20 protein-coding genes and 1 pseudogene are annotated in these 21,712 nt (G+C 40.7%); 19 read left to right on the top strand and 2 right to left on the bottom strand.

Features of this window, described 5'->3' with window-relative positions:
* Nucleotides 1–15: 15 nt before the first annotated feature.
* The 4 genes from BMW45_RS02265 to BMW45_RS02245 all read left to right on the top strand — a co-directional run bounded on the left by BMW45_RS02265 (nt 16) and on the right by BMW45_RS02245 (nt 4,744).
* Nucleotides 16–1,104 carry a PucR family transcriptional regulator gene (locus BMW45_RS02265; protein ID WP_025231463.1) on the top strand — a complete coding sequence of 363 codons (1,089 nt, stop codon included), beginning with the start codon at nt 16–18 and terminating at the stop codon, nt 1,102–1,104.
* Between the two features lie 220 nt (nt 1,105–1,324).
* Nucleotides 1,325–2,011: a cell division ATP-binding protein FtsE gene (gene ftsE, locus BMW45_RS02260; protein WP_092240370.1), complete on the top strand. Its 687-nt coding sequence runs from the start codon at nt 1,325–1,327 to the stop codon at nt 2,009–2,011.
* Nucleotides 2,001–2,909: a permease-like cell division protein FtsX gene (gene ftsX, locus BMW45_RS02255; protein WP_092240369.1), complete on the top strand. Its 909-nt coding sequence runs from the start codon at nt 2,001–2,003 to the stop codon at nt 2,907–2,909. Before ftsE ends, ftsX begins: the two co-directional genes overlap by 11 nt.
* 530 nt (nt 2,910–3,439) lie before the next feature.
* The gene (locus BMW45_RS02245) at nt 3,440–4,744 is read left to right on the top strand and encodes a S41 family peptidase (RefSeq protein ID WP_092240367.1); all 1,305 of its coding nucleotides are present in this window, start codon (nt 3,440–3,442) and stop codon (nt 4,742–4,744) included.
* Nucleotides 4,745–4,904: 160 nt separating this feature from the next.
* On the opposite strand, the gene BMW45_RS02240 is transcribed toward BMW45_RS02245, so the two are convergent.
* Nucleotides 4,905–5,927, bottom strand: a complete 1,023-nt coding sequence (locus BMW45_RS02240; protein ID WP_092240366.1) for a threonine aldolase family protein — start codon at nt 5,925–5,927, stop codon at nt 4,905–4,907.
* A gap of 158 nt (nt 5,928–6,085) precedes the next feature.
* Here BMW45_RS02240 and uvrB point away from each other — a divergent pair, with 158 nt between their 5' ends.
* The 5 genes from uvrB (at nt 6,086) to BMW45_RS02215 (ending at nt 11,643) form a co-directional block, all read left to right on the top strand.
* Entirely contained in the window at nt 6,086–8,071 is a 1,986-nt protein-coding gene (uvrB, locus tag BMW45_RS02235; RefSeq protein ID WP_092240365.1) for an excinuclease ABC subunit UvrB, read from the top strand.
* Between the two features lie 138 nt (nt 8,072–8,209).
* Entirely contained in the window at nt 8,210–8,443 is a 234-nt protein-coding gene (locus BMW45_RS02230) for a FeoA family protein (protein WP_025231470.1), read from the top strand.
* Nucleotides 8,436–10,433: a ferrous iron transport protein B gene (gene feoB, locus BMW45_RS02225; protein WP_092240364.1), complete on the top strand. Its 1,998-nt coding sequence runs from the start codon at nt 8,436–8,438 to the stop codon at nt 10,431–10,433. The genes BMW45_RS02230 and feoB overlap by 8 nt, the downstream gene beginning before the upstream one ends.
* 20 nt (nt 10,434–10,453) lie before the next feature.
* Nucleotides 10,454–11,230, top strand: coding sequence for a threonine/serine exporter family protein (locus tag BMW45_RS02220; RefSeq protein ID WP_092240363.1), 777 nt, complete (start codon nt 10,454–10,456; stop codon nt 11,228–11,230).
* On the top strand, nt 11,224–11,643 hold the full coding sequence (locus BMW45_RS02215) for a threonine/serine exporter family protein (RefSeq protein ID WP_025231473.1): 420 nt from the start codon (nt 11,224–11,226) through the stop codon (nt 11,641–11,643). Before BMW45_RS02220 ends, BMW45_RS02215 begins: the two co-directional genes overlap by 7 nt.
* On the opposite strand, the gene BMW45_RS02210 is transcribed toward BMW45_RS02215, so the two are convergent.
* Nucleotides 11,606–12,571 (bottom strand): DUF5688 family protein, encoded by a 966-nt coding sequence (locus BMW45_RS02210; RefSeq protein WP_092240362.1) that lies wholly within the window; start codon nt 12,569–12,571, stop codon nt 11,606–11,608. The two genes, BMW45_RS02215 and BMW45_RS02210, sit on opposite strands and share 38 nt — an antisense overlap.
* A 158-nt stretch (nt 12,572–12,729) precedes the next feature.
* On the opposite strand from BMW45_RS02210, the gene BMW45_RS02205 reads away from it, so the two are divergent.
* From BMW45_RS02205 to BMW45_RS02160, 10 genes and pseudogenes are all read left to right on the top strand, one after another.
* Nucleotides 12,730–12,978: a hypothetical protein gene (locus BMW45_RS02205; protein ID WP_092240361.1), complete on the top strand. Its 249-nt coding sequence runs from the start codon at nt 12,730–12,732 to the stop codon at nt 12,976–12,978.
* Between the two features lie 1,541 nt (nt 12,979–14,519).
* Nucleotides 14,520–15,089, top strand: coding sequence for a TetR/AcrR family transcriptional regulator (locus BMW45_RS02195; protein ID WP_166433264.1), 570 nt, complete (start codon nt 14,520–14,522; stop codon nt 15,087–15,089).
* 26 nt (nt 15,090–15,115) lie between these two features.
* Nucleotides 15,116–15,709 (top strand): NAD-dependent epimerase/dehydratase family protein, encoded by a 594-nt coding sequence (locus tag BMW45_RS02190; RefSeq protein ID WP_092240358.1) that lies wholly within the window; start codon nt 15,116–15,118, stop codon nt 15,707–15,709.
* A gap of 434 nt (nt 15,710–16,143) precedes the next feature.
* Entirely contained in the window at nt 16,144–16,695 is a 552-nt protein-coding gene (locus BMW45_RS02185) for a GNAT family N-acetyltransferase (protein ID WP_092240357.1), read from the top strand.
* 484 nt (nt 16,696–17,179) lie between these two features.
* Nucleotides 17,180–17,356, top strand: a complete 177-nt coding sequence (locus BMW45_RS27690; protein WP_166433263.1) for a hypothetical protein — start codon at nt 17,180–17,182, stop codon at nt 17,354–17,356.
* 651 nt (nt 17,357–18,007) lie between these two features.
* A complete protein-coding gene (locus tag BMW45_RS02180; RefSeq protein ID WP_092240356.1) occupies nt 18,008–19,417 on the top strand; it encodes an esterase/lipase family protein in 1,410 nt (469 codons plus the stop codon).
* 294 nt (nt 19,418–19,711) lie between these two features.
* A pseudogene (locus tag BMW45_RS28920) lies at nt 19,712–20,186 on the top strand (GyrI-like domain-containing protein).
* 96 nt (nt 20,187–20,282) lie between these two features.
* Nucleotides 20,283–20,585, top strand: coding sequence for a hypothetical protein (locus BMW45_RS02170; RefSeq protein WP_092240355.1), 303 nt, complete (start codon nt 20,283–20,285; stop codon nt 20,583–20,585).
* 141 nt (nt 20,586–20,726) lie between these two features.
* Nucleotides 20,727–20,969: a hypothetical protein gene (locus BMW45_RS27685; RefSeq protein ID WP_166433262.1), complete on the top strand. Its 243-nt coding sequence runs from the start codon at nt 20,727–20,729 to the stop codon at nt 20,967–20,969.
* Between the two features lie 71 nt (nt 20,970–21,040).
* Complete coding sequence (locus BMW45_RS02160) at nt 21,041–21,439, top strand: hypothetical protein (RefSeq protein ID WP_092240353.1); 399 nt, start codon at nt 21,041–21,043, stop codon at nt 21,437–21,439.
* Nucleotides 21,440–21,712: the final 273 nt, after the last annotated feature.

Genomic DNA, 21,712 nt, shown 5'->3' with positions numbered 1-21,712 from the left:
AAAGGAGAATATGCCATGATTTCGAATCAAATACTTCAAACAACCATTGAAGGATTAAAAGGGATTACGAGAATTGATCTGTGTATTTGTGATACAGAAGGAAAGGTACTGGCAACCACATTTCCTGATGCGGAAGATTATGAAAGTTCAATCCTGGCGTTCGTGGATTCTCCGGCCGACAGCCAGGTAATCCAGGGATATCAGTTTTTTAAAGTGCTAGATGAGCACCAGTTAGAATACATTCTTCTCGCAAAGGGTGGAAGTGACGATGTTTATATGGTCGGCAAGCTGGCCGCTTTCCAGATTCAGAGCCTGCTTGTTGCGTATAAAGAAAGATTTGACAAGGATAATTTTATTAAGAACTTATTGCTTGACAATCTGCTTTTGGTGGATATCTACAACAGAGCAAAGAAGCTTCATATTGAAACAAACATCAAGAGAGTTGTATTCATTATTGAAACCCAGCATGAAAAAGATGTGAACGCACTGGAGACAGTTCGCAACTTATTTGCTGCAAAAACCAAAGACTTTGTTACTGCCGTTGATGAGAAGAATATCATTCTTGTAAAAGAAGTAAAAGAAGGCGAAACTTACGAGGATCTGGAAAAGACTGCCAACACTGTTCTGGACATGCTCAATACCGAGGCAATGACTCAGGTCCATATTGCATTTGGTACGATCGTAAGCGAAATTAAAGAGGTTTCCAGATCTTATAAGGAAGCCAAGATGGCCATGGATGTTGGCAAGATTTTCTACAGCAATAAAAATGTGGTTGCCTATAGTAAACTGGGAATCGGACGTCTGATTTATCAGCTTCCGCTGCCTTTATGCCGCATGTTCATCAAAGAGATTTTTGACGGTAAGTCACCGGATGATTTTGATGATGAAACACTGACAACTATTAATAAATTCTTTGAGAACAGCTTAAATGTGTCCGAGACATCCAGACAGCTGTATATTCACAGGAATACCCTTGTTTACCGGTTAGACAAGCTTCAGAAGAGTACCGGCCTGGATCTGCGTGTGTTTGAAGACGCCATCACCTTTAAGATTGCCCTGATGGTAGTTAAATACATGAAATATATGGAGAATCAGGACTATTAACGCTGGCTATGAGCAGTGCGAAAGAGGCAGCTATACAGCTGCGTTGTGCCTTGCACAAAAGCAGTGTATAGCTGCCTCTTTTCATAGGGCGAAGCCTGTTAACCGAGATGGAGCAAAGCGCAATCGAGGTTTCACTGCGGGGTAGAGGGTCCCAATTTCGATTTTTCCCCCACCCGCCCAAAAGCAAAAGTAATCAAAGCACAAAAATTAGAGGACTGAAATGATTGAACTATGGAATGTAAGCAAAACATATGAGGCCGGAAATAAGGCGCTGCGTAATGTCAGCATGACCATTGAGGACGGGGAATTCGTTTTTATCATTGGCCGCAGCGGTTCAGGCAAATCCACACTTTTAAAAATGCTGTTAAAAGAAGTGGAACCTACCTCCGGTAAAATAGTTGTGAACGATATGAATCTAAGCAAGATGCCCAGAGGTTTCATTCCCAAATACCGGCGGAAGCTTGGCATGGTTTTCCAGGATTTCCGTCTGTTAAAGGATCGGAATGTCTACGAAAATGTAGCCTTTGCGCAGCGGGTGATTGGTGCATCAACAAGAAAAATAAGAGAGTCGGTTCCCGCCATGTTAAAGATGGTGGGACTTTCTTCAAAATACAAATTTTTTCCTCAGCAGTTATCCGGCGGTGAGCAGCAGCGTGTCGCTATTGCCAGGGCTTTAATTAACCGTCCTGAAATCCTGTTGGCAGACGAGCCTACCGGAAATCTGGATGGACACAACTCCATGGAGATCATGAAGCTATTAAATGAGGTTAATAAGCTGGGAACAACGGTAATCGTTGTCACCCATAGCCAGGAAATTGTAGACCGAATGAAAAAACGGGTGATTGTGATGGATCGTGGAACCATCATAAGCGACGAGAAAAAAGGCGGTTATACATATGAGAATTAGTACATTTTGGTATTGCCTGAAACAAGGTGTAAATAATATATGCAGGAACATTTTGTTTTCCCTGGCATCCATTGCAACGGTTTCTGCCTGCATCTTTTTGTTTTGCCTGTTTTTTTCTATTGTTATTAACGTGCAATATGTGATTAAGAATACGGAAAGCACGGTGGGAATCACGGTGTTTTTTGATGATGGGCTGGATTCGAATAAGATCAAGGAAATCGGCAATAAGATCAAAGCCAGAGATGACGTGAAGGAAGTGACATTCACATCGGCAGAGGATGCATGGGCGGATGCGAAGCAGGAATACTTCGGTGATATGCAGGATCTTGCGGAAGGATTTGAGGAAGACAACCCGCTGGCCAATTCAGCTTCTTATACCATATTTTTAAAAGACCTGGTGGATCAGGACCAGGTTGTTGACTGGTTAAAGAACATTGAAGGTGTCAGAAAGGTTAATTATTCAAAAACCGCAGCAGAGGGAATGAATAGCTTAAGCAAGGTGATAGGAGTTCTTTCCATGCTGATCATCGGCGTTTTGCTGGCAGTAGCCATATTCTTGATCAGCAATACCATATCAGTGGCAGCTGCTTTCCGGAAGAATGAAAATGAAATCATGAAATTAATTGGCGCCACCAATTATATGATCCGGGCACCCTTTGTGGTGGAAGGAATTATCATCGGACTGGTGGGAGCCTGCATTCCTCTGATATCGATTTACTTCCTGTACCGGTCCACGGTTGAATACGTGGTCACAAAGTTCAGCATCTTATCAGGGCTGTTTCAGTTCCTTCCGGTGGAAGCCATATTCCCTTATATGGCGGCAACGGCGCTGGCACTTGGCGTTGGAATCGGTTTTTTTGTAAGCTTCTTTACCATCCGGAAGCATTTAAAAGTTTAAGGGCTAAATTCCAACTTTTGAACGTGGAATATATTGTCAGCATTGCTGCATATGATAGAAAAATGCCGGAGAGTGATATCCGGCCAAGGAAAAAATTCTCAGCTTTCCAGTTACGGAAAACAGATTGGGGCCCACCAGAGAGCGTTTCTGAGCCGAAAAGAGCCATTGCTGTAGCGAGCAGGCCGGAAAAACGTATAATACGGTTGGTATGGGGAATATTAAATTTATATGGTTCTGCCCGCGTTAAGCCGGAACATTTCCGATATTAACGCTGGAAGCGGCCATATCTACATACAGTTATTCTGCCGGCATATATCACAATCTCTTTTGGCGGAGAAGTTTATGCCGTTTATATGCACCGTTCACGGTTATTGGTTAAGCGGGAAGTATGGTAGGGGCAGGTAATTGCAAATGTGGGTCATACTGGATATTCCACAGGACCTTATCTCTATTTTGAGATCAGGCAGACAGCTTCCATGTAAATCCGGTGAAATGCGCAAGCCCATAAAGAGCTAGATAGGAGAATAACAGTGGAAAGTAAGAATAAATTTTGGAAAGGCGCCCTAGTAGGAGCGCTTCTGACCACATTGGCAGGTCTTGTTATTGTGGGGATGTCTTTGGGAATCTTTCTGATCGGCAGAGCTGCAATTGACGGAAAAGGTCAGACAGCCGAATCCGCTCAGGCAGAAAACCAGGAAGGCAACCTGGATATGAACCGGATCGTAGCCAAAATTCAGACGATTCAAAGCGTGATTGATAAGTATTATCTATTTAATGAAGATACGAAAAATGTGGAAGACTGGATATACAAGGGAATGCTGTATGGACTTGAGGATCCTTATACGGTTTACTATACCGCAGACGAGTATGAGAAGTTAGTAGAGGATACGGCTGGAGAATATTGCGGAATTGGAGTTATGGTCAGCCAGAGTGCTGCAACTGGAATCATTACTGTGACCAAGGTCTTTGAAGGAACACCTGGAGCTGAGGCAGGAATGCTGCCCGGCGATTTGATCTATAAGGTGGGCGATGAGGAAATGACCGGTATGGATCTGGAGCTGGTGGTAAAGGATCATATCAAAGGGGCGGAAGGAACGTCGGTAATCGTCACAGTTCTTCGTCCGGATACGGGAGCCTACATTGATATGACAATGGAGCGCCGTCAGATCACAGTTCCTACGGTGGAGCATGAAATGCTGGCAGACAAAATTGGATATATATCGGTCAGTCAGTTTGACACGGTTACAGCAGGTCAGTTTAAGAACGCCATTGATGATCTGGAAAAACAGGGTATGGAAAAGATGATCGTGGATTTGAGAAACAATCCTGGAGGAGTTGTGGATGCGGTGGTTTCCATGCTGGATTACATTCTTCCGGACGATCTGGTAATCGAAAATCCCAATCTGGTAAAAACCAAGAAGAATAAAACACTTCTGGTCTATATGGCAGATAAGAATGGAGAAGGAGAGCAGTATTACGCCTCTGACGGCCATAAGGTAGATATCCCCATTGCAGTTTTAGTTAACGGTCAGTCCGCCAGTGCTTCCGAAGTATTTTCCGGAGCGCTTAAGGCTTACGGAAGGGCGGAACTGGTGGGAACAAAAACCTTTGGAAAAGGAATCGTCCAGACACTGTTTCCTCTTGACCATGGTACTGCTATTAAGATGACTGTGGCTCATTACTATACGCCAAGCGGCTTTGACCTCCATGGAAAAGGCTTGGAGCCGGATGTAGCGGTTGATTTAAAAGAAGAGTTAAAAACAAAGATCAAAATAGAGCATAGCGAAGACAATCAGCTTGCGGAAGCTATAAAAGTATTGAAAGAAAAACATTAGATTTTAACTGGATTGTAAAAGAAAAAGCCTTCTATGGCCGGCAAATTTAACTGCTGGCCATAGAGGGCTTTTTCTATTTCATGGGTTTCTAATTTCATGGGTTTCTAATTTCATGGGTTTCTTTATTTCATGGATTTCTTTACTTCGTTGGTTTCTTTCATCAGCATGTTTCCAGCAGACTGACAAACCGGCGGCATGCTTCTTCGCTGGTCGCCCAGGAGGTAACCAGCCGGATGGCGGTATGGCTGTCATCGATACGTTCCTGAACAGAAAAGAGGAAGTCTTTTTCCAGCTTTGTAATTACCTTGTCAGGAAAGATGGGGAAAAGCTGGTTTGTCATGGAATCAGAGTAAAAGGAATATCCGCATGTTTCAATTCCTTTTCTCAGGATGGCTGCCATCTCATTTGAGTGAGAGGCTAAATCATAGAAGAGGTTGTTGGTAAACAGCTCTTCAAACTGGATCCCTAAGAGCCAGCCCTTTGCCAGCATGGCTCCCCGCTGCTTTACCATAAACCGGAAGTCCGGCTTTAAATCCTGATGGCAGATTACCAGGGCTTCTCCAAACAACGCGCCTCCTTTTGTTCCGCCAATATAAAATACATCGGTAAGCCTTGCAATATCCTGCAATGTTAAATCGTTCACAGAACTTGTGAGTGCCGCCCCAAGGCGTGCTCCGTCTAGAAACAGGTACAGTCCCTTCTGGCGGCAGATATGGTGAAGGGCTTCCAGCTCTGCTTTGCTGTATTGGGTACCCATCTCCGTTGAGTTGGAGATATAGACCATTTTCGGCTGCACCATATGTTCGTCGGTGTGAAGGTCCAGAGCTTTCTGGATATGGGCAGGAGTCAGCTTACCGTCTTTGCTTGGCATGGCTATGACCTTATGCCCGGTGGCTTCGATGGCTCCAGTCTCATGAACGTTTATATGACCTTTATCCGTGGAGATGACTGCCTGCCAGGGGCGCAGGGCTGTACCGATGGTGATCAGATTGGTCTGGGTGCCGCCTACAATAAAATGAACATCTGCATCTTCTCTGCCGATTTCCTGTCTGATGAGGGCGCGGGCACTGCTGCAGTTGTCATCCAGTCCGTATCCGGTTTTTTGGATTAAGTTGGCTTTGATCATAGCTTCTAAAATTTTCGGATGAGCACCTTCGCTATAGTCATTATTAAAACTGTACATAAATAGTCCTCCTGATGTTTCATAGTATAGGATGTATGATATACTAAAAGAAGAAGAATTACAATACCAAAAGAACAGACGTTCCCTGTTTCGCTATACTTTTTTTCTGCCATATGTTATAATTGGCAGTGATAGACATTGTTGGAGGTGAAATAATCATGGACTTTATGTTACATTCAGAATATGCTCCTACCGGTGATCAGCCTGAGGCTATTGACCAGCTTGTGAAAGGATTTAAAGAGGGTAATCAATTCCAGACTTTATTGGGAGTTACCGGCTCTGGTAAGACGTTTACCATGGCAAATGTAATCCAGCAGCTGCAAAGGCCCACTCTCATCATTGCTCATAATAAGACGCTAGCAGCCCAGCTTTACGGCGAGTTTAAGGAATTTTTTCCTGAGAATGCGGTAGAGTATTTTGTTTCCTATTACGATTATTACCAGCCGGAGGCTTATGTGCCTTCTACGGATACCTATATCGAGAAGGATTCGGCGATTAATGATGAGATTGATAAGCTGCGGCACTCAGCCACGGCTGCTCTTTCGGAGCGGAGCGATGTAATCATCGTAGCCTCGGTTTCCTGTATTTACGGCCTGGGAAGCCCCATTGATTATAAGGAAATGGTTATTTCCTTAAGGCCTGGCATGATAAAGGACCGGGATGAAGTGGTCCATAAGCTGATCGACATCCAGTATGACCGGAACGATATGGATTTCCGGCGTGGTACCTTCCGGGTAAGAGGAGATGTGGTGGAGGTATTCCCGGCCTATTCCGGTAGTGAGGCATACAGGATCGAGTTTTTTGGAGATGAAGTGGAACGTATTACAGAGATAGATACCCTAACAGGAGAGATCCGGGCAGATCTGGGGCATGTGGCTATATTTCCGGCTTCCCATTACGTTGTATCCAGAGAGAAAATGGAGCGGGCAGCTCAGACCATCCTTGATGAACTAAAGGAGCAGGTAGCTTATTTTAAGAGCGAAGACAAGCTGTTAGAAGCACAGAGGATCTCGGAACGGACGAATTTTGATGTGGAGATGATGAAGGAAACCGGCTTTTGTTCCGGAATCGAAAACTATTCCAGACATTTGGTCGGAAGCAAGCAGGGAGAGCCGCCCTGTACTCTGATCGATTATTTTTCGGAGGATTTTTTGATCATGGTAGATGAATCCCACATCACCCTGCCTCAGGTACGGGGCATGTTTGCGGGAGACCGTTCCAGAAAAACAACGCTTGTGAATTTCGGCTTCCGCCTGCCGTCAGCCCTTGATAACAGGCCATTGAATTTTGCGGAATTTGAATCAAAAATCAATCAGATGATGTTCGTTTCCGCCACACCTTCCGTTTACGAGGCAGAGCATGAGCTTTTAAGAGTGGAGCAGATCATCCGGCCGACTGGACTTCTTGACCCTGAAATCGATGTCAGGCCGGTGGAAGGACAGATTGATGATCTGGTTTCCGAGGTAAATAAGGAAGTGGCAAAGAAAAACAAAGTGCTTATTACGACTCTGACCAAGCGTATGGCCGAGGATCTGACCGATTATATGAGGGAAGTGGGAATCCGGATAAAATATCTTCACTCCGATATTGATACCCTGGAGCGTTCCGAAATTATCCGGGACATGCGTCTGGATGTGTTTGATGTGCTGGTGGGAATCAACCTGCTGCGTGAGGGTCTTGATATTCCGGAGATCACCCTGGTGGCCATTCTGGATGCGGATAAGGAAGGGTTTCTCCGCTCAGAGACATCCCTGATCCAGACCGTTGGAAGGGCGGCCAGAAACTCCGAAGGCCATGTAATCATGTACGCAGATAAGGTAACGGATTCCATGCGTGTGGCGATTGAGGAGACTAACCGAAGAAGAGCCATTCAGCAGCGCTATAATGAAGAACATGGAATTACTCCTACTACCATCAAAAAGTCGGTTCGTGACCTCATTGCCATCTCAAAGGCAGCCATTGAGGATGAGAAGGACTTTAAGAAGGATCCGGAATCCATGGATGTCAAGGAACTGGAAAAGCTTTCCAAGGAGCTTACAAAGAAGATGCACCAGGCAGCGGCAGAGCTTAACTTTGAGGAAGCGGCAAAACTGCGTGACCGAATGGTCCAGGTTAAAAAGATGCTTCAGGAGATGGAAGAATAAGGAAATAAAAATGTTGCTGGAACAGCTGATTGGTATTGACAATGATTCTCAATAAGAGTAAAATCTCAATGGATGCATCTAAGGCAGGAGTCTTAGAACGCCTCGGCTTTAAAATGGCTGCATCCAGAGGAGATTATTATGAAGCTGCATGAAGGAGAAATCGGAAAAACCTACATCGTCTACAGTGTGATGGTAAAGGATGCCATCACCAGGCGACTGGAGGCTCTGGGAGTTAATGAGCTGACGCCAGTTACCCTGATGAATAAGAAAGGAAGCGGTACTGTGATTATCAAGGTCAGGGGTACCCGCCTTGCTCTTGGAAAAAGGATATCGGAAGGAATTGAAATCAGGGAGGCTGCAAATAATGAATAAGGAAAACAGAACGATTCGAGTGGGGTTTGTGGGAAACCCCAATTGTGGGAAAACAACCTTATTCAATGCATTTACTGGAGCAAAGCTCAAGGTGGCCAACTGGCCGGGTGTCACTGTGGAGAGAGTGGAAGGAGAGACTAGCTACAAGGGACGTCCCATCCGGGTCATAGACACTCCTGGGATCTACAGCCTCACCTGCTATACCCTGGAAGAAATAGTAACAAGGAAATGTTTGGAAAGCGGAGAAGTTGACGTGATCATCAACGTGGTTGACGCCTCATCTCTGGAACGAAATCTGTATTTGACCCTTCAGCTTCTGGAACTTAAAAAGCCGGTTATTTTAGCCCTTAACATGATGGACATCGTTGAGGACAGGGGAATGGAAATTGATTTGCATCGTCTTCCTGAGATGCTGGGATCCATTCCAGTGGTACCGGTATCAGCAAGAAAACGAACCGGGCTTGATGTATTGCTTCATGCGGTGGTTCATCATTATGAAGAAGGTCCTCAAGGCGTGGTCGTAAATTATACGCCTAAAATTGAGAATAAAATTTCCAAGATAGAAACTGTGTTAAAGGCTAATTATGGGAAGATGGATAATCTAAGATGGCATGCCATTAAGTTCCTGGAATATGATGAGGAAGTCTGGAATGATCATCCCTTGGATTTAAGCAATATCATTGACCATAATTATGAGAAGGAAATCATCAACCAGAAATACGATTATATAGAAAGCATCATCCACGAATGCCTGGTGAACAAGGAACAAAAAGCTGCGTTTACGGATAAAATCGACGAATATTTGACCCATCCCTTTTTAGGGCTGCCGATTTTCCTGGGAATTATGGCACTGGTGTTCTTTTTGACTTTTACTGTGGGAGATTTTTTAAAGGGGTATTTTGAAATCGCATTAGGCTTGCTTTCCACCTATATGCAGCAGTTTATGGAAAGCATTTATGCCTCTGCCTGGATCACTTCTCTGGTAGTAGATGGAATTATTGCCGGAGTAGGAGGAATTCTGACGTTCCTGCCCAATATCTTTATTCTGTTCCTTGCGCTGGCTTTTCTGGAAGACAGCGGATATATGGCCAGGGTTGCCTATGTCATGAATGAGATCATGGGGCGGGTAGGACTTTCCGGAAAGGCCTTCCTTCCCATGCTTCTGGGGTTTGGCTGTACCGTTCCGGCAGTTATGGCGGCCAGATCCCTTCCCAGTGAAAAGGACAGGAAAAGAACTATTTTAATTACGCCCTTTATGTCCTGCTCTGCCAGGCTCCCTATTTACGTACTGTTTTCCCAGATGTTTTTCCCGAAACATGCTTTGATCGTAGCGTATTCCCTGTATCTTATCGGACTCATGGTAGCCATTACGATCGCTTATGTGACTCACCGGATGACGAAGGCTGAGGAAGAGGATACCCTGCTAATTGAGCTTCCCGAGTATAAGACACCAAACGGCAGAACGGTAGCGATTTATGTATGGGACAAAGTTAGGGATTATTTAGGTAAGGCGGGAACTACCATTTTCCTTGCGACCATTGTGCTTTGGTTTGTATTAAACAGCAGTACGACAGGATTTGTGACAGATGTTTCAGAGAGCTTTGCAGCTGCCATCGGACGAGTGTTAGTTCCTTTTCTCCGCCCTGCAGGCCTTGGAGACTGGAGGATAGCAGTAGCCCTTATTTCTGGGCTTTCTGCGAAAGAAGTTGTGGTTTCCAGCTTTTCGGTCCTTTTTGGAATCAACAATATAAATTCCGCTGCAGGAATGGGGGAACTGTCAGGAATTCTTGGGGGCTTTGGTTTTGGCGGTGTGAATGCTTATGCCCTGATGATTTTCTGCCTCCTGTATTCTCCTTGTATTGCAGCTGTGGCAACGATTAAAAAGGAAACGGGTTCTATGAGATGGACCCTTGGCATGGTGTTTTTCCAGTTAGCGGTGGCATGGGCCGCTTCTGTACTGATATTTCAGATTGGAAGTCTTATTTTTTAAACTTATAGAGGAATAAGCCTATGAATGATAAGCTGCTTGTGGAAACCGCGGTTCTGGCAGGTGAGATCATGCTGGTAAGCGGTGCGGAAATTTACCGGGTGGAGAATACCATTGACCACATTTTACGAAAGGCTGGCAGGAATACTGCGGAAGCCATAGTTTTTTCAACAGGGATTTTTGCGTCCCTTAATGACCCCGCCATTGAGGCAATAACGGTAGCGAGAAGGGTTACGGTAAGATCCACCAACTTAAACAGAGTTTACCTGGTCAATGATGTTTCCAGAATGCTGTGTGAGGACCGTATGACGGTGGAAGAAGCCTATAGCAGACTGAAGGAGATACAGGATTCGGTTCAGTACGGCAGGAGGCTAAAGGATATTGGAGTCATGGGCGTGGCAGTATTTTTTACTCTGCTATTAGGCGGAGGGGCAAGAGACTGCCTGGCAGCAGCTGTGACCGGAATATCCTTAGCAGCAGCCATGGAGGTTTCCGCAAGAATCAGGCTCAATGATTTCTGTGCCAACGGGTTTTGCGCATTCTTAATTGCAATTACCACCCTTTTTATGGGACAGTGGCTTATGCCGGGAATCAAAAGTGACATCATCATTATAGGAGCAATCATGCCTCTGGTTCCCGGTGTTATATTTACTACGGCGATCCGGGATACCTTAAATGGTGACTATGCTTCAGGAACGGCAAGGATCATGGAGGCGGTAGTGATTGCACTTGCAGTGGCTGCAGGCGTGGGAGCAGGCATGGGCTTATTTCAGTGGATGACAGGAGGGCTGTCATGGTAGTACAGACGATAGGGGCCTTTCTGGCGGTAATCAGCTTTTCATTAATATTGGAGCTTCCCAAAAAGCATGTGGTTCTTGCAGGAGGAATCGGCGCAGCCAGCTGGCTTGTCTATCTTTTGGTGCAAGCCTCATCCGGTTCTGTTATAGCTGCGGCTTTTTTATCCAGTCTGCTGGTGGCTTTAACCAGCCACATCTTTGCGCGGATGTTTAAAGCTCCGGTCACGGTGTTCCTGGTTGCAGGCATCCTGCCGTCGGTTCCGGGAACATCCATTTACCGGAGCGTATCCTATGTGATCGCAAACAACCCGGAGCTTTCCAGTCATTATCTGGTGGAAACACTGCAGGTTTCAGGTGCCATAGCAATGGCTATTTTTATTATGGATTCTTTGTTCCGATTGGGGCAGAAGAGGTGAGGGCGATAGACAGCTTATCGCTGCTTCCGGAATAGAAATAGATGTGATTGGAAAGACGGTCTTCTTCTGGTACTTCTTCCTGGTTAATGGAGAAAACGGTTTCTGCTAATTCATCAAAAGAAATATCTTTACTATATGGAATAATGAGGACTTCGTGAATGCTTGAAGGCAGTATGATTAAATCGCTGCCGATGCATGATGCGAAGTCTTTTAATATGCCTTCATAAAGCAGGCATCCGGCTCCATTTAATCCAGAGGAATTGGACAGTACGTACATAGGTGGAGACAGGGGCGCGGTATCAAAGAATTCTTCCAGGGATTCTTCGTTCATTCCACGTTCGGACGTTTTTTTTACTATGTCCTTAATGGCTTCGGGAAGAGAACGGATACGGGCTGGAAAAAGGCGGGGCGTATTAGACTTGGCTGCTAAATACAATTCTTCCGTTGATCGGTTCCAGGCTCTTTGATGGCGGTTGTGGATGAGAGCGGTAAGATGACTGTCTTCGTCTCTTTGAAGGGAAAGGTAGAATGTAATAGAAAGATCCAGTTCCGGATAGGAAATATGGGGGACTTCTTTTAACAGTTCCCGGTTGGCTGGTTCGTTGATAAGCCGGAAGATGATTTTTTCCATGATCTGTTCCTGCGACAGGAATTCTTCAATGGGAAGTTCACCCGGCAGGGGGCTGTTTTGGTAAAGAGCCATGATGTCATCAAGGATGGCATGAAAAGGCCTGCCCTTTTGGTAGGATTCATAGAAATGGTTTAAATAGATGGTGGGGGCTGCCCGTTCGTCGGCTTTTCCAATGCAAAGCCCATGCAGGATAAGCCCGTTGTTCTTGGTGATAGGCTGGAGCGTCAGGGTAAATTCCGGCCCCAGCCTTTCTTTCAGGGAATGTTTGATCGTTTCCATAAATGTTTCGTATACCATATGGATACCTCCTTAGGTTTATTTATGTAAACTGCTTGGCGCAGAGTTACAACAAGAACAGAATTAGAAAAACGCATGTCATGTGCAACTACTGGGAATATTTTCCAATAACTTAATGATTGAAAGTATATTATAGTTTAGAACAGGAGGATTGCACTATGACAAAACGTGAAACTTTAAGATGTGAGGATTTGCTATATGAAGCAATCAGAATAGCAGAACAGTCAAGAGAAGAGTTTGAAATTGTAAAGCAGTGTTTTAAAAATGATGATATGTATGGCTGTGAAAGGAATCAGCGAAAATCAGACAGGCATTGGGGATATGCAGAAGGTATTTTTAAAGCGCTAAATGAACTGGGATTTGAACACATAGAAATGAAGAGACTTAAGGATTTAATCAAGTGGTGAATGTTAAATTCACCGACAATCGTAAGAAGGGCTTATCAGACAATGGGACAGAGGCAAAACAATCGATAAATGATTCTCTGTTAAGAGTGAAAAGAAAACGAAATGTAAAATTAAGGAAAATAATGAGGACAACACGAAATACATTTTAAAAGTGAAATTCATAATATCATATTTGACCCATTATTGCTCCATTAACATAGTTTGACATCTAAGTGAGTCCATATGCTTGTAGAAATATGAGTATATGGGCTTATTTTAGTGCCTGAAACTGAAAATGGGAACACTTATCCCCTCCTTTAGCTCCAGATGGCTATACGGCTATACTGATGCGTCACAGAGGCAATGTAAAGGTGTAACTTGGAATATAGGTTTCATTTGATGTGAAAAACAGAAAAGGAAGGAATAAAGAATTATGGCAAAGAGAGAATGTAATATGAATTGGCCGCAGCTCAAAAACCTACTATGTTAGGTATGGTTGATGAGATGACAGGAAGAGTCTATCAGAATTTGAATATTTTCTACAAGAGTATTACAATGATTATAATCCAAAATACTATCGAAGGCAATATGATTTTTTGCTTTCAGCAGTAAAGGTTGAGCCAAATGTAAAAGGTAATAAAGTAATAGCTTCTGTGTAAATTGATACAGATTCTATGCCAAAAGAAAACCTATGATCGTGGCTTTACTATTAAGAGAGCTACAGAGCAAATCTACAAAAGAGAGGACAATACATATAACAAGAAGACAATTGAAAATGTCTAGAAGATGTATGCGGTAGAATGTATGGAAACATTATTGAATGGTGGAAAGGTTCATGTTAGAGGTGTAGGCGCGATCCGTCTTAGTATCAAAATTAAAGGTACTTTTTGTATAAAAGAGATATTTTAGAGGTGTTGAAAGTTTATGGTAAATATTGGTAAAACATATTTACATATAAAATTGTATAATAATATGAATAGGCCGGTAGCTGTCAAATGCTACCGGCTGATTTGTTGCATAAAACCAGGTATAAAAAATGGAGGGTATGAATGACTGTATTTATAGAAGAGGATTTACTTACGAATTTCCCTGCTCGGCAGCTTGGGTTATATCGAAAGGTGGTAAAAGAATATGGCGATACAACTATCTATATATCTGATATGGCATATGACATAAAGGGGAATAGCTTACATGGATATTATTCACTAAAAACCAAAGTAAACTGCAACAGATCAGACTTTTGGGAACTATTTAACAAGTTAAAGAATTAATAGATTGCCACTGGATTTCCGGTGGTATTTTATTACCATAAAAACAAGATTTTGTGAGTAATTTGGTTGCTCAGGTTGTCGACATTAAGATGCCGATAGTCGTTTTATATTAATCATACTGGAATTAGATAATATTGTCGGATAATATGCAAATAGTTAAACGATCCTACCGGCAGTTATATAAGTTGTCAATGAAAAAACAAGTAGGGATTGATATCACAGCGGAGTAAGTCATGCTCTTGACAAACTTATACTAATTGAACTATAATAGTATAAGTAGAGGTGATGCATATGAAATTTAATGATAAGCAGAATGAACAGCGAGTTTTAGAAAAAACGGCTGAATTCTTATCCCGCCGGGGTATTCGCGGCTGGAATATGGATGAACTTGCGGCGGAATCAGGCTTAGCAAAAAATACGCTGTATAGAATCATCGGCTCCAAGGAAAAGTTGATTGAACGTGTGGTTCTGGAATATTGTAACCGGGGACATTCGCGGATGACCGACATTATTGACCATGGAAATGACTATATGGAAACGCTTGAAATCGTTGCAGCTGAATTTCCCAAGCATATGAACAGCTTATATGCTGATTTTTTACTAGAAGTTTTTCTGGAATACCCGAATCTGGAAAAGGTGGTCCGCAACCACCGTGACGAACTGACCGAAAGCATTACAGAGTTTATCCGGCGCGGTGTGACGGAGGGGTATTTGCGCAAGGATATTCAGCCAGAGCTGGCGTTTGAACTCCTCCAGGCGATTATTCTGTTCTTCGTGAAATCAGGATTAAAGGGGAAAGAGCTGTCGGAAAAAATCCATCAAGGGTTTCGATGCCTTATCTACGGAATTGTCGTATCTTAAGAAAACAAGTATAAGGAGTGGATTAAATGAAAAAGGTTATTTTAATCGGAGGAAGCGGCTACATCGGAACACATTTGATGGAACAATGGTTGCAAAAAGATTCCAAGGTCGAGTTTATTAGTATCTCCCGCAGCGGGAAGCCTGAAAAGCTGCCGGAGCGTATCGTAAAAAACGCAAAAGTAAAATGGATGTCAGCAGATATCTTCAATGTGGATTCATACATTGGTCAATTACCGGAGAAAGCCGACGCTATTGTGGATTTGGTGGGCACAGCCACCGCTAAGACACAAGAGGAATTTGAAAAGCTTAACGTTGAGCCCGTAAAAGTTATGGTTGAACTTATGGAAAGGCTGTCCATACCAAAGGGATGCTACATTTCCGGGATGATGGGAATGCCGGGAACCGGTAAGCTGTTCATCGATTCAAAGCGCAAAGGTGAAGCGGTTGCAAAGGCCAGTAAAAAAGAGATCGGGATTGTTCGGCCCAGCTTGGTGTACGGAGACCGCTCCGGTGTAGGGGCGATGGTTTTCTTTGTAAAATTAATGGGAGCCTTTAAGAAAGACTTAAGACCAATAAAGGTTGAACAGCTTGCAGATCAGATTATTCGGATATGCAGATAAATTTTTAACTTAAAACTTAATTATGATGGTTGAAATTTTTCGCCATACAATAAAAGGCTGGCGCTGTTAATCACCAGTCTTTTAACTTTACAATTTTCGTTTTGCCAAAAGAAAATCTTTTTATGCTAAGGATAAGATTATGATTCACAGGCACTACCCAATGTAGTTTCCAAGCGTTTTGAACGTAGATACGACTATTCTTACGATCACGATGAGTTGGACGTAACGAAAGATTAAACAGGTATTATAGCAGAACATATAGTCAAAGAAAGTATGACGAGGAAATGGATTTATATAGATAAAATCACTGCTATTTGCTTTCAATGCTAAATTACTATTTAACTTATTTGATTACATTGAGAACTTAATATTGATAGTTAGTAGAAATTGGTGTATTCTTGTCTTAAAAGGATAGAATATGTAGAGGAGCATTTATGGAGCACTTAGGCACAGAATATATAGAAACTTCAAGATTAATATTGCGTAGATTTACAATAGAAGATGCTGAAGCTATGTACAATAACTGGGCATCTAGTGAAGAGGTGACCAAGTATTTATCGTGGCCAGCTCATAACAAAGTATCTATAAGTCAAACAATTCTGGAGGAATGGACGGCATACTATTATAAAAAAGATTACTATCAATGGGCAATTGTTCTTAAAGAAAATGGATTTGATCCAATTGGGTGTATTGGCGTTAATCATCATGATGATGCTGTAAAACTGGCTCATATAGGATACTGTATTGGACAACAATGGTGGCAAAAAGGAATTACATCTGAAGCATTGCAATGTGTAATGGATTTTCTGTTTGACAAGGTTGGAATACAACGTGTTGAATCAAGACATGATCCTAAAAATTCAAATTCGGGTGCTGTTATGAGAAAGTGTGGTATGAAGTATGAGGGGACGTTAAGAAAGGCTGATTGGAATAATCAAGGTATTTGTGATGCTTGTTACTATTCTTTATTGGCAAGTGAAAGATAGATGTTTAGTTTAATAAAAATTATATTATGGACTACTAACTATGAAATATTAGGTTAGTAGTTTTTTTATACTCAAGAGAACTGAGATTATCCGGATTAGGCTCTAGATAGAGAGCAACCGACAAAACCTGGGGAAGATTTCATCGGCCGAAGTACGAACATGAGATGTTTACTGAAATTAAGTTAAAAAAAGTTGAGAGGCGACAAGAGTGAGAGGTCTTGCCGGCTTAATGAAGTAGATTTATGTAAAAGGCTACTAGCCTATATACGTTTTTAATATAACTGAAAATTATGATAAAAGTTTGATAAAACTGTGAAAAATTTGTGAAAAGAGGACATATATCGAATAGTATATTTTACAGATGAAAGAACTATTTCGATGGTGTGAAATGGCAACTAGAAGGCGTTTGAGGGGTAGTGTGGCGAGAACTTGAAACGAAAGAAGAATAGAGAAGTAATTATCAAAATAAGAAGGAGATTATATTATGGGAGCTTTAGCATTTGTCAGATTGTTTGCGGAATTATTTTTATGGGCAAAAGAAAGTACGACACCAAATACACCATCGGAGAATACAAGAGATCTAGATGGAATTATGAGGGATTCCAGTAAATATTCTAAGAAAGAAATGACCAAAAGAATAAAGAGCGGACATTACATATAATATAAATAAAATATTTTGCTAAAAGCCATCGGAATTAAATAATCCGGTGGCTATTGTAATTAATATGGAGGTAGCATAATGGTAGTTTTTGATTTTTTTATTGGGTTCGCACTTATCTTCGTTGTTTGATATAAAGTGAACAAGCCTAAATGGACACCTCGTTATAGAACACAAGAGTTTCTTGATTGGAAATACCCGAACAATCCATATATGAAAGATTTGGAAAAGAAGAATAACCTGTTTAATTGGTCACTTACCTCTCACACCAGCAGAAAAGGTAGCGTATAACAAAGCATATTTTTTATATAGCAGAGAGCTATGCAATTCATCTAAATTCAATTTCTTCAATACATTTTATAGAAACTCATTTGCTTATGCAGTTTTTTGCAGCTTTTACATCTTCGTATAATATATACATTACGAATACATTACAGATTATTGTTTAATTCTTAATTTTTTATTGTTCTTTTAGTAAAATCCAGATTCTATATTGATTTGATTAAAAAAGTCTGATATATTAAGCGCGCAACTATAAAATTCAGTTTTATAAGGAGAGAATTTATATGAAAAAGCTACATTATTAGTATCTAGTTTTACAATGGTTTTAATGTTTTTAATTACCTAAAAATTGATTCAGGGGGGACATGTGAAATGAAAAAGAATTTAAAAAAAGCAACTATTATGTTATTAGTATTTTCTATGACACTAACAAATTTTTCAATGATTGTGAGAGCAGTTGAACCAATGGCACATGAAACAGAAGGAAAAGATGCAGAGGAGACAATAAGAATACCTACATTAGAAGATATAGACTATTTAATAGATTCAGCAGAAGAAGTTAAAAGTGAAGAAGATATAAATAAAATGCCTCCATTAAAGTTTCCGGTAGAATTTCCAGAAGTTAGCACCAGGAGTATTATAGGGGGTAATAGTTATCCAATTGTTTTGGTTCATGGCTTTATGGGCTTTGGAAGGGAAGAATTATTAGGATATAAATATTGGGGTGGAGTAGTTGATCTCCAAGAAAAGTTAAATGCCTCAGGGCACGAGACCTATACCGCAACAGTAGGTCCTGTATCCAGTAACTGGGATAGAGCTTGTGAACTTTACGCTTATATAGTAGGTGGAACAGTAGATTATGGAGAAGCTCATGCAAAAGAATTTAAACATAATAGATATGGAAGGACATTTTCAGGCTTATATAAAAATATAAGCAATGAAAATAAAATACATTTAATAGGTCATAGTATGGGCGGACAAACCATACGCACACTTACACAGTTGTTAAGTGAAGGAAACGAAGAGGAAATAAATTGCGGACAAGAAAATGTTTCACCATTGTTTGGAGGTGGAAAGCATTGGATCCATAGTGTTAGTACCATATCGACACCGAATGATGGTACAACTTTATCAGATCTAATGCCTTCAAAAGATTTAATAAGTTATACATTTGGTGTATTAGGAACAATAACTGGTAAAAACAACTTATTTAGCTCAACATATGATTTGAAATTAGATCAATGGGGATTAAAAAAGCAGGCAGGAGAATCTCAACGTGATTATATAAAAAAGGTTTTAGAAAGCAATATCTGGAATAGTACAAAGGATATAGCAACTTATGACTTATCCACAGAAGGTGCACAAGAGCTTAATGCATGGGTAAAAGCCCAGCCAGATGTATATTATTTTTCCTGGACAACGCAGGCAACTACAGAATCGATACTTACAGGTCATTCTATAGCACAAATTGGCCCAATGAATCCTGTATTTTATCCAACAGCAAACTTAATGGGAAAATATACACGTAAACAAAAAGATCTTCCTATCATAGATAAAAAATGGTTCCCAAATGATGGGGTTGTAAATTGTATTAGCCAAGATGGACCTAAGTTAGGTTCTAATGATGTTATTGAACAATACAATGGTGGAATAAAAATAGGACAATGGAATGCAATGCCTAGAATCATAAATACAGATCATATGGACATAGTAGGCACATTTGGCAACGTTAAAGACTGGTATATGGATTATGCAAGCTTTTTAAGTAATTTGTCAAGATAAATCGATGAAATAATAAGGTAAAACTAGCTTTTCATATTTATGATAAGCTAGTTTTTATACAAAAAGATACGGGGGTTTTTCTTTCCGGCAATTCCTAGTTTCTGTTATCATCTGAATAGCTAGGAAGTATCAAGTCAGCTAGTCATAGTACTAGGAATCACAGAAAGATTTGCCTGTTTGGAAATAAAAATATTGAGGCTGGAAAACGTAGAATGTGGTTTATGTACGATAAGTAATATGGTAGAATGGTGATATGTTATGGCTTATTTTGAGTTAGAAAGAGGAGGGGATTAGATGAAGATTGAAAAGTGTACAAAAGAATCGTTCGTTGTTATTGGAAAAGAAGGTACTACGAATGACGGAAACGGATTTATCCAAAAGCTTTGGGATGATGCCAATTCTCATTTTAATGAAATAGCACATTTAGCGAAAAAAGATGACAAAGGGAATCTTTTAGGAATTTGGGGGTGCAATGTCTGATTTTTCTCGCTCATATAATCCTTGGTATAACTTTTCGCAAGGATTATATCTTGATGGTGTTGAGTGCTTGAATGATGCTGAAGCACCACACGGCTGGACTAAATGGGTGATTCCTGGATACGAATATATTTATGTTGAAAATAAAAGTGATGATACTTTTACTGGCGTTATTAAATATTTAGAAGAAAACAATATTTCTCTTGCAGGTGCTGTGAATGATTTTAATTGTCCTGAAACAGGTAAAAATTATATATTTTTTCCTGTTCGAAGATTGTATGCAGATAAGTAACCTTAATAAAAGATTGATTTCATGTAATAAACGATAAAATATAAAGTGACTTTATTATTCAGTAGATCATAAAATATAATTTTAGGAGGTATTGAAATGGAGATTCGTCCTCAGACGGTCATTAAAATGACAGTAGTAAAAAAGAATAATTATTGCCCTATCTTTGAAGAAGGTGATGAAATAGTAATAAAGAAACACTGCTTTGACGTAAGTTTCAACAAATTGGAAAAGTACTGTTATGCTACTTTGGCTGATATTTTTCCTAAATGTAACAATTTGAGAAAGCAACCGGTAGGATCAAAGGATACCTTTACCTGTCGCGACAATGGAATTATAGAGATTGAATTAGAAAGACTTGATGATGAGCCTTACGACTACGAAAGAAATGATTCAGAGTGAGATTATGGAGTTGTGTTTTGTGGGTAAAGTTAGTAAAATAGAAAGTTATTAGTTTGTCGTTTTAAAGGGTTTTCTGTGATTGTCGAATGGCAAAAGACACAACATAGGTTTATCGTGCTATGATGGAGTGGCAAATAGAAATTGATGATTAGATATATAGGCATATTGGATAAAAATGCTGATGGAGGAAATGAGACTAGTGTTTCATTCAGTATAGGGTATGGTATTTTTAGTGTGAGTCTTAGTCCAGGGAAAATGGGTGGTTCAGGTAGATATACTGAGCCGCCGTATATAAATACTGCTGTTAAGTTATTGATTTTTAGAGGTATAACAGTTACTAAGTATGCTAAATATAGAAAACCTATAGCGGGGAATGATAAATAGGAATATGTTGGCGATGAATACCTAAAAGTGCCTACGCGCGAATATTTAGAGGTGGTGAAAGTAAAATAAAGATGAAAACGTATAAAAAAATATTAGCAGGACTTTTTGTTTTTTTATTTATATGTGCAGTTGGTATTTTTCTTGATAACAAAAAATTAATGAAGGGATTTCCAGTTATACAAGGAACTTACACATGTGATGAGCTTCCCTTTGCATCAATGGTATTTGATCTGGATGATAACTATACGTTTTATTATTATAATTATGATGAAACAGATAAAGGCACTTATTCAAAAGGCTCGGATAATGAACATTTTATCGTTAGTTCCAAATTTCATAATACTAAGATACTATATGATGGGAAAAAGCGGACATTTACAATTACGATAGATGGAGAAAGCTACTTATTCAAACAAATAAGCCGTGTGCCAACTATTATTAATGAAGCAAGTGAGGAAGCGCGAGATTAAGCTTGTGTGAATATGAGCCTTCTTTTTCGATTTGGGGTAAATGATGAATGCAATAGTTGCTTGTTATCAGATGTATAAAGACATTGAAAAGATGATAAAAGAGAAAACTAAAACTGTGCAAAAGTAATCGGCCAGGAATCAAATGGTAAATATAAAATACTTTTTAAAAATAAAGAATACATGACAAAATCCGATATTAATCTGAATGTCGGTGGTCTTGTGTGGGTATGCGCTCCATGTAATAGTTGGGATTCGCTTTATGTACAAAACACT

Source organism: Lacrimispora sphenoides (genome assembly GCF_900105215.1).
Taxonomy (GTDB): Bacteria; Bacillota; Clostridia; order Lachnospirales; family Lachnospiraceae; genus Lacrimispora; species Lacrimispora sphenoides_A.
The sequence above is the reverse complement of the archived record's forward strand: the minus strand, read 5'-3'. Positions and strand labels throughout refer to the sequence as shown.